Annotated in this window: 6 protein-coding genes and 1 pseudogene; 5 read left to right on the top strand and 2 right to left on the bottom strand. The window is 63.5% G+C overall.

Features of this window, described 5'->3' with window-relative positions:
* Window positions 1–110 precede the first annotated feature (110 nt).
* From acnD to JNB89_RS31190, 3 genes and pseudogenes are all read left to right on the top strand, one after another.
* Window positions 111–2,708 (top strand): Fe/S-dependent 2-methylisocitrate dehydratase AcnD, encoded by a 2,598-nt coding sequence (acnD, locus tag JNB89_RS28860; protein ID WP_220364455.1) that lies wholly within the window; start codon window positions 111–113, stop codon window positions 2,706–2,708.
* 27 nt (window positions 2,709–2,735) lie between these two features.
* Complete coding sequence (gene prpF, locus JNB89_RS28865; protein ID WP_220364456.1) at window positions 2,736–3,917, top strand: 2-methylaconitate cis-trans isomerase PrpF; 1,182 nt, start codon at window positions 2,736–2,738, stop codon at window positions 3,915–3,917.
* A 361-nt stretch (window positions 3,918–4,278) separates the two neighbouring features.
* Window positions 4,279–4,627, top strand: a pseudogene (locus JNB89_RS31190) (hypothetical protein); the annotation flags it as partial.
* A gap of 254 nt (window positions 4,628–4,881) precedes the next feature.
* On the opposite strand, the gene copM reads toward JNB89_RS31190, so the two are convergent.
* On the bottom strand, window positions 4,882–5,280 hold the full coding sequence (copM, locus tag JNB89_RS28875) for a CopM family metallochaperone (protein ID WP_220364458.1): 399 nt from the start codon (window positions 5,278–5,280) through the stop codon (window positions 4,882–4,884).
* Between the two features lie 40 nt (window positions 5,281–5,320).
* Window positions 5,321–5,527: a heavy-metal-associated domain-containing protein gene (locus JNB89_RS28880; RefSeq protein WP_013341787.1), complete on the bottom strand. Its 207-nt coding sequence runs from the start codon at window positions 5,525–5,527 to the stop codon at window positions 5,321–5,323.
* Between the two features lie 247 nt (window positions 5,528–5,774).
* On the opposite strand from JNB89_RS28880, the gene JNB89_RS28885 reads away from it, so the two are divergent.
* Window positions 5,775–7,352 (top strand): tetratricopeptide repeat protein, encoded by a 1,578-nt coding sequence (locus JNB89_RS28885; RefSeq protein ID WP_220364459.1) that lies wholly within the window; start codon window positions 5,775–5,777, stop codon window positions 7,350–7,352.
* Window positions 7,353–7,645: 293 nt separating this feature from the next.
* Window positions 7,646–7,885 (top strand): hypothetical protein, encoded by a 240-nt coding sequence (locus tag JNB89_RS31195; protein WP_431026612.1) that lies wholly within the window; start codon window positions 7,646–7,648, stop codon window positions 7,883–7,885.
* Window positions 7,886–8,083 lie beyond the last annotated feature (198 nt).

An 8,083-nucleotide genomic window follows, 5' to 3' on the forward strand; every position in this document is an offset into this window, starting at 1 on the left:
CTACACTACATTGACACGCGTCACCCGAACGCCTGCGCGCGCCCCGCTCGAAAACGGGCGCTGCGCTGCGCCGCCTTTGTTTGCGCTCCATTACCGATTGTCGCCAAGCCATGAATACTGCCTACCGCAAACGCCTTCCCGGCACCGAACTCGATTTCTTCGACGCGCGTGCCGCCGTCGATGCAATTGAGCCGGGCGCATACGACAAGCTGCCGTACACCTCGCGCGTGCTCGCCGAAAACCTCGTGCGACGCTGCGATCCGGTCATGCTCGTCGCGTCGCTCAAACAGCTGATCGAGCGCAAGCGCGAGCTGGATTTCCCCTGGTTCCCGGCACGAGTCGTCTGTCACGACATTCTCGGTCAGACCGCGCTCGTCGATCTGGCGGGTTTGCGCGACGCCATTGCCGCGCAGGGCGGCGACCCGGCGCTCGTCAATCCGGTGGTGCCGACGCAGCTAGTGGTCGATCACTCGCTGGCGGTGGAATGCGGCGGCTTCGATCCCGACGCGTTTGCAAAGAACCGCGCGATCGAAGATCGCCGCAATGAAGACCGCTTCCATTTCATCAATTGGACCAAGCGCGCGTTCCGCAACGTCGACGTGATTCCGCCGGGCAACGGCATCCTGCATCAGATCAATCTCGAACGCATGAGTCCGGTCGTGCAGGTGAAAGACGGCGTGGCGTTTCCCGATACGCTGGTGGGCACCGACTCGCATACGCCGATGGTCGACGCACTCGGCGTGATCGCCATCGGCGTGGGCGGGCTGGAAGCGGAAAGCGTGATGCTGGGCCGCGCGTCGTATATGCGGCTGCCGGACATTGTCGGCGTGGAGTTGACGGGCCAGCCCGCCGCAGGCATTACCGCAACCGACGTCGTGCTGTCGCTCACGGAATTCCTGCGCAAGGAGAAGGTGGTCGGCGCATATCTGGAGTTCTTCGGCGAAGGCGCGGCGAAGCTCACGCTCGGCGACCGCGCGACCATCGCCAACATGGCGCCCGAATTCGGCGCGACGGCCGCAATGTTCTATATCGACGGGCAGACCATCAAGTACCTGAAGCTGACCGGCCGCGACGACGCACTCGTGAAGCTCGTCGAAACGTATGCGAAGCACACCGGTCTGTGGGCCGACAGCCTCGCGCACGCGCAATACGAGCGCGTGCTCAGATTCGACCTTTCCACGGTGGTGCGCACGCTCGCCGGGCCGTCGAATCCGCACAAGCGCCTGCCGGTATCGGAGCTGGCTGCACGCGGTATCAGCGGCAAGGTCGAGAACGAGCCGGGCCTGATGCCGGACGGCGCCGTGATCATCGCGGCGATCACGAGCTGCACGAATACCAACAATCCGCGCAACATGATTGCCGCCGGGCTGCTCGCGCGCAACGCGAACCGGCGGGGACTCACGCGCAAGCCGTGGGCCAAGACGTCGCTCGCGCCGGGCTCGAAGGCGGTTACGCTCTATCTGGAGGAAGCGGGCTTGCTGCCGGAACTCGAGCAGCTCGGCTTTGGCGTGGTCGCGTATGCGTGCACGTCGTGCAACGGCATGTCGGGCGCGCTCGATCCGGCCATTCAGAAAGAGATCGTGGAGCGCGATCTGTACGCGACGGCTGTGCTGTCGGGCAACCGCAACTTCGACGGCCGCATTCATCCGTTTGCAAAGCAGGCGTTTCTGGCTTCGCCGCCGCTGGTGGTCGCGTATGCGATTGCGGGGACGATTCGCTTCGACATAGAAAAAGACGTGCTCGGCGTGGACGCGGCAGGCCATGCAGTCACGCTGAAGGACATCTGGCCGTCGGATGAAGAGATCGACGCGCTCGTCGCTGCGAGCGTGAAGCCCGAGCAGTTCCGCAAAGTCTACGAGCCGATGTTCGCCGTTTCCGTGGACACGCAAGACAAAGCCGATCCGCTCTACGACTGGCGGCCGATGAGCACCTACATTCGCCGTCCGCCGTATTGGGAGGGCGCGTTGGCGGGTGAGCGCACGTTAAAGGGCATGCGTCCCCTCGCGGTGCTGGGCGACAACATCACGACGGACCACCTGTCGCCCTCGAACGCGATCCTGCCGGACAGCGCAGCGGGCGAGTACCTCGCAAAAATGGGCCTGCCGGAAGAGGACTTCAATTCGTACGCGACGCATCGCGGCGATCACCTCACGGCCCAGCGCGCGACCTTCGCGAATCCGACCTTGAAGAACGAGATGGTGATTGAGGACGGCAAGGTCAAGACCGGCTCGCTCGCGCGCATCGAGCCCGAGGGCAGGATCACGCGCATGTGGGAAGCCATTGAAACGTATATGGAGCGTAAGCAGCCGCTCATCGTGATTGCCGGCGCCGACTACGGCCAGGGTTCGTCGCGAGACTGGGCCGCCAAGGGCGTGCGCCTTGCGGGCACCGAAGCGATTGTCGCCGAAGGGTTCGAGCGCATCCACCGCACGAACCTGGTTGGCATGGGCGTGTTGCCGCTCGAATTCAAGCCCGGCGTGAATCGCCTGACGCTGGCGATAGACGGCACCGAGACCTTCGACGTGATCGGCGAGCGCAAGCCGCGCGCGGACCTGACGCTAGTGATTCATCGCAGGAACGGCGAGCGTGTCGAGGTACCGGTGACGTGCCGGCTGGATACAGCAGAGGAAGTCTCCATCTACGAAGCCGGCGGCGTGTTGCAGCGCTTTGCACAGGACTTTCTGGAGTCGTCGCAGGCGGCGGCTTGATCACCTAACAGTTCAGGACACTCTTTCATGGCGCATCAACCGCAGATCAGAATTCCCGCCACTTACATGCGTGGCGGCACGAGCAAAGGCGTGTTCTTCCGCTTGCAGGATTTGCCCGACTCGGCGCAAATGCCCGGCGCTGCGCGCGCCGCACTGCTGCTGCGCGTGATCGGCAGCCCCGATCCGTACGGCAAGCAGATTGACGGCATGGGCGGCGCGACGTCGAGCACGAGCAAGACGGTGATTATCGACAAAAGCAGCCGGCCCGATCACGACGTGGACTACCTGTTCGGCCAGGTGTCGATCGACAAGCCGTTTGTCGACTGGAGCGGCAACTGCGGCAATCTGTCCGCGGCGGTCGGGCCGTTTGCGATTAGCGCCGGTCTGGTCGACGCGAGCCGCATTCCGCGCGACGGCGTGGCCATTGTGCGCATCTGGCAGGCCAATATCGGCAAGACGATCATTGCGCACGTGCCGATGACAGACGGCGCGGTGCAGGAGACGGGCGACTTCGAACTCGACGGCGTGACTTTTCCGGCGGCCGAAGTGCAGCTCGAATTCATGGACCCGGCCGCGGAAGAAGAGGGCGCGGGCGGTTCCATGTTCCCGACGGGCAATCTCGTCGACGATCTGGAGGTACCCGGTGTAGGCACGCTGAAAGCGACCATGATCAACGCGGGCATTCCGACCATTTTCGTCAATGCGCAAGCAATCGGCTACACCGGCACCGAGTTGCAAGACGCCATCAATAGTGACGAGAAGGCGCTTGCGAAGTTCGAGACGATTCGCGCGCACGGCGCGTTGCGCATGGGGCTGATCAAACATCTCGACGAGATCGCGACGCGCCAGCACACGCCGAAGATCGCGTTCGTTGCGGAGCCGGCCGATTATGTGTCGTCGAGCGGCAAGCAGATTCGCGCCGGCGATGTGGATTTGCTCGTGCGGGCGATGTCGATGGGCAAGCTGCATCACGCAATGATGGGCACGGCGGCGGTGGCCATCGGCACGGCGGCGGCCATTCCGGGCACACTGGTCAACCTTGCGGCCGGCGGCGGCGAGCGCGAGGCCGTGAGGTTCGGGCACCCGTCGGGCACGCTGCGAGTCGGGGCCGAGGCGGCGCAAGTGGGTGGCGAGTGGGTGGTGAAGAAGGCGGTGATGAGCCGTAGTGCACGCGTTCTGATGGAGGGCTGGGTGAGGGTGGCGGGCTAGCGCGGCGGCCGGCGCCTGGCGTTTGTGCGATGACAATCGAGGTTGGCGCCGACGCCCGCTTTCTCCCAACGATCAGGATGCCGATCTAAACGGGGGACCGACAGGCGTTGTGCGAGCCAGCGAGTTGGTTGCACGATTTGGTGAGTGGAGCGCCGTGACGGTCGTGCATCGGCGTGACTTGACGGGCACACTTCGCGACCATTTAGCCCGCCTGGTTGACTGCCAGCGCTCCCTTACTCGCTATAATCGTCAGCCTATTGAGGCATGCACGATGAGCAGGTTTGACAGCCTGCGATCATCACCGCGCCGTTCGTCAACTCCAGGGTGCGGGCGACCCACTGAAGTCTTAAAGAGATCGCACATGAGTAGGAAAAAACAGCCGCCGCAAGCCGATTCTCGCCCGCCTGTCGACGCTCTTCAGTACGAGAAGCTCGCCTTATCGGCTTTTCATCTCTGCGACCGGCAGATGAGCAAACTGAGTACGCTGGTTACGCTCGCGTCCACAATATGTAGGAATCCTGCCGTCACGAGCGAAGAGCGCGACCAACTGCAGGCCACGCTTGCATTGCTGGCGAGCACTGGCGAACAGTACCGGCAGGAACTCGCATGCGACCGCGAACTGTTTCAGGTGATCGCGCTCGATGCCAAGGGCGTGGCCAGCAAGCGCATTACGGCGAGCCGCGCGGCGCGCCTGTTGCAGCAGGCCGCGAATGACGGCGCCGCGCGGGTGCGAGGCCCAGACGGCGCGCGCCCGCAAGCGGCGGCCGGCGTCGACGAGGCGCGCGCGGCGCCTGGCGACACAGTGAGCGACGAAATGCGCGACGAGGTGCGCGATACAGTGCCCGACGAGTTGGGCGACGACGTGCCCGACACAGTGCGCGACAAGATGAAGGTCGACGAAACAGCCGCGGGCCCCGGCCGGGGCGTCACCCGGCACTGAGCCGGTCCGGCGGCGGGAGCAAGCCTACTTCGCGCCGTGCTTGGCCTGCCAGCGTTGCATGAAGCCGATTTCGTCGTGCTGCGCCTTGATGATGTTCCGCGCGAGGCGCTTCAACTCGGGGTCCTTGCCGTACTTGAGCTCCACCTGCGCCATCTCGATCGCGCCCTGGTGATGCGGGATCATGTGCGCGACGAAATCCTTGTCGGCGTCGCCCGTGTAGGCCGGCGCGCTCATGTTTTTCATCATCCTGTCGTCGGCGGCCTTGAAGGCGGGCGTCGAGCCGCCCGAGCCCGCCTCTGCTGACGCCGACATGTCCATGCCGGGCATGGACGCCATGTGTTGTGCCTGAACGGGCATCGCCGCGACCGCGCATGCCACGCCGCCAAACATGCACAGAGCACGCAACGCTGAAAGTTTTTTCATGATCAGTTCCCGTTTCGAAGTTGTGTAAGGTGACATGGGGTCATTCGTTTCGCACTGACGGATGAAATCCCGCCGCCTCGATGGCATCCCTCAACTGCGTGGCTGGCAGTGTCGATGCGATCTTGACGATTTTCGTCGCCACGTCGATATCCACCGTTGCAGCCGGATCGAGACCGGCGATCGCGCGAGCGATGGAGTTGGCACAGCCGCCGCACGACATATCCTGAACCGAAAATTCCGTTTCCATTTCCATTCTCCTGAGACAAATCTCAAGGTGATCTTGGACCTTCCCATGGGGGTAAGGTCAAGTCCGCGTCAGCGCGTCTTTGCGTATTTTGCTGACGCCAATCTGCGCGCGCGATTGGGAACGGTCCTACACAGGCGGCCGCACGCGACCTTGATAATGCGGGCGCGGCCCACAGTGCACCGCGGCATTTGCCGCCTGCGCTATTCAGAGTGCCCCGGTTCATCCACGCAGACCCCTTCTCGCGATCATGCAAAGCCTAACCCCCGTGTCATCCGAAACTATCTCGCTCTGGTTCGAAGAGGCGCAGGAGGCGCGGGTCGCCGGGCGGCTCGACGCGGCGCAGGCGCTGCTCGATCGGATCATTGTGCACGATTGCGCCCACGCTGGCGCGCTCTACGCACGTGGACTGGTGGCGCTCGCGTTGGACCAGTTGCCGTTGGCGCAGCGCTGGATCGAGCGCGCCATCGAAGTCGAGCCGCAGCCGCCGTTCTTCGACACGCTGTGCCTGATCAAGATCAAGCTGCGCATGTTCGCGGACATCGTGGAAACGGCGAGAGCGGGGCTCGCGCTTCAGCCGCAGTCGCTTTCGCTTCACTACTACCTGGGCGTGGCGCTGCAACTGCAAGGGCGTGCGGAGGAGGCCGCATCGGTCTATCGGCGCTTGATCGAACTCAAACCCGACTATGCGCAGGCGCACGCGAACCTCGGCGTCGTCGTGAAAGAGCTTGGCTCGCTGAGCGAAGCCGAGCAGCACATCAGGCAGGCTATGACGCTCGACCTCGCGAATCGCGGCGTGCGCGCAAGCCTCGGCCAGGTGCTGCTCGCGGCCGGCCGCTATGAAGAGGCCTGGCCCTACTTCGAGGACCGCTCGGCCAATTTCGTCGATGCCAACGGCCAGCCCGCTCTGGACACGCCGCGACTGCCTTTGCCGCAATGGAAAGGCGAGCGTCCCGAGCTGGTGGGCGGCGCGCATGGCTTGACAGCCGGCGGCGCGCGTCTGCTGGTGCTGCCCGAGCAGGGCCTTGGCGACAGTCTGCAATTCGTCCGTTATCTGCCGCTCGCGCTCGAACGCTTTGCGCAAGTGGGTTACATCTGCCCGCCGCCGTTGCGGCGCCTGTATGAGGAGTCTTTGTGCGCCCGTTGGCCGGGCCTCGTGATGCTCGACGACGTGATGCCCAACATCGGCAAATGGGATTGGCAATGCCCGTTGATGTCGATGCCGCTCGCATTCGGCACGCGCCTCGACAACATCCCGGCCGCGCCCTATCTGCACGCGCAACCGCAGCGCTCGGCCGACTGGCGCGCAAGGCTGGAGTCGTTGCCGCAGCCGGACCTGCCGCGCGTCGGCGTAGTGTGGGCCGGCGGTCACTCGGCGTTGATCGAAGACCGCGCGCGCAGTCTGACGTCGGCGCAATTCGCGCCGTTGTTCGCGTTACCCGGTGTCCGCTGGATCAGCTTGCAAAAGACCGACGACCTTGGGAAGTGCCCGAGCGCCGCGACGAAAGCGCGTCTTATCGACTGGATGGACAAGGTCGTCGACTTCGCGGATACGGCCGCGATCATCGACAACCTCGATCTGGTGATTTCGGTCGACACGTCGGTTGCGCATCTGGCCGCGGCGATGGGCAAGCCTGTCTGGCTGCTCAATCGCTTCGCGGGTTGCTGGCGCTGGTTGCGCGGTCGCGAAGACAGCCCGTGGTACCCGGGCGTGCGCATCTTCACGCAAGCGCAGCGGGGGCAGTGGCCCGAGGTGATTGAACGTGTGGCGGTCGAACTGGAGCGGCGTTACGGGCTCAACAGTGTGTATGCGTCGTTTGTGCGGTAGGGGCGCGCGGGGTAGGGCGTGGGCGGGGAGGTGAGCGGGGTGCCGTTCAGACGACTGACCTGGCCGCCTATTTCGCCCATGTTTGGCTGCTGATGCTTAGCACTCAATGTCTCTCAAAAACAGATCGCGTGGCCGGCAATTGTCATTAACTGGTCAAAAACAACATGCTTTTCGGTGCGACGCGCGTGCCACTTCACTGGCACTTCAAAGGGGCGTAAGGTACTCCACCCACATACTCGATTGAGCACGCAGTTGCGTCTCATACCAGATAGTTAGCAAGCACTGCTGATCAGATGAAGAGAGCGCAAATGACCGTTACGCAGCAGTCCGAAAAGGATCATGTACTCGAATGTGGCAATGCATTTATCCAGCTTAAAGACGGGAACATCACGCTCGGCGGTCCTGCTGATCTGTTCTTCAAGGTGATCACGATCCAGAAGAAGGGGGCGGCGTCGATGCGGACGTCCTCAAAGCTGCCCGCGCCTAACGACCTCGCCGACGTAGTCGGACATAGCTCAAGGTTCTCCGGCTAACTTCACTCCAATCTGCAACATGGCCTCACCACAAAATCCTCCGACAACTGGGCAGAGCACTTCTGCTGCACCCCAGCCTGCGCCGTCACTGAACTGGCAGTATCCGTTCCCCGCAAAGGACGCCAGAGCAGGCGCAGATCCGCAGACCTTTTACGGCGCGTTGGGCGCCATGAGCGACGGATTCTTTCCGCTCGGTGT

This window comes from Paraburkholderia phenoliruptrix (genome assembly GCF_019511605.1).
Taxonomy (GTDB): Bacteria; Pseudomonadota; Gammaproteobacteria; order Burkholderiales; family Burkholderiaceae; genus Paraburkholderia; species Paraburkholderia phenoliruptrix_A.